The sequence below is a fragment of the Vibrio sp. D173a genome (assembly GCF_030248475.1).
Genome location: NZ_JAHGAH010000320.1, coordinates 1 through 1480, shown reverse-complemented (window position 1 = coordinate 1480; position 1480 = coordinate 1). Strand labels below are relative to the sequence as shown.

The following is a 1480-nucleotide window of genomic DNA, read 5'->3' as shown; positions in this document are numbered from 1 at the left end:
CGTCTGTTTGACCAAAGTAGGAAAGCCTGTCGTTCCTATTCCGTACGGCAATAACGCTAAATCCGCCGATTTGGTGGACGGCTCAACCAGTGTCACAGCCGATGGTGGCAACAGTATTGCCTTGCAAGGCAGTAAGTTCTCAAAAAGTACAGGTGATGCCGCTGGCGATAAAAAAGGCGTGAGTTCAGGAACCATTGAAGGAGAAGCGCAGTTTGTGACGTCTTCTTCGAATGTTCTTATCGAAGGAAAAGGAGTGGCGCGCCAGAGTGATCAAATGACCATGAACAATGGCAATACCATGTGTTTTGGCGTACAGAACCCATCTTTCTCGGTCGAAGAAGATCTTGAAGAGACCTTTATCATGGACGTTTGCGTGCGTCATCCAAATGGTCAAAGACTGGTGAATGCGCCATTTAAACTCAGTGATGAGCAAGGTTCGATGGTATATGAAGCCACTTTGGATGATAAAGGGCGCAGTGATGCCGACCCGCTCAAAGGTGGCAAGGTCAAACTGCTGGTCGAAGAGAGTCAAGACCCGTTTGTGGTGGCTCCGATTCGTCGCGAGAATCCTCGCCATGTAGACAGCCAGTCGGATGATGATTTTTTCAATATCGCTTCCAAAGGTCAGCGCGGCTTTTGGCAGCCAACCAGAATTGAGACCGTTGGCACGGCTTGGGGCAGTATTGGTCAAACGTTGAGTAGCGATCGCTATTTCCAAGACATGGTCAGTGCCGAGATCATTCAGCACTTTACCCATTATCACCCAGATACAACATTCGATGTATCAAAGACCTGTGATGCACTCATTGGCAACCTTGATCAACCCTTGCCACATACCACCGAATCGCTGCTGGCTTATACCCTGCCTCAAGTATTAGAAGAAGGAGAATTGCTGTCGGTACTGCTTAGGCTAGCCCCGCATGAGACCACTGACCGAATGCTGGCGTACATGCGTGCGCGAGGTAAAGGCAACCCACAAACCTATTTGGCTGACTACGATTGGCAAGCGGCACAAAAGAGCATCAATAGTGAACTCGATGCGCTGCTTAACAAGCTGAAAAGTCGTTTAACCTTCTTACGTGATGAGGCCAGCAAACTGCAATACGCGTACCTGTCTGAGGATGTGTTCGATAAGCATATCGATACGTTAAGCTCGTATATGAAGCTACTACCCGACCTCATTTCTGGTGTGTTCAGTAAAATGCAAACCAAAGCCAGCGAGCTTCTGGCGAACACAGATAACGTAAAGGTCATCAAAGCGGCAGACGACTTACACTCGATTGAGAGTGAATCGATTGAAGCCGTTGTCAACACCACGAAAACCATCGACACGGTCGAGCCATTCATGAACGAAGTGGCTGGCGTGATTGAGAATGTCATTCCGATTTATCCGGTGCGTTATGGATACGCGAATTTCTTTGATGAATTGATGCCAGCGCAAGCCCCGCCGAGCATGACAGAAATGAGCGGAGCTACCGGG

General features: G+C 48.9%; 1 protein-coding gene. It reads left to right on the top strand.

The window, feature by feature from the left end:
* The coding region (locus KIV40_RS25105) for a PAAR-like domain-containing protein (RefSeq protein WP_285351927.1) at positions 1 to 1480 on the top strand (1480 nt) is incomplete at both ends.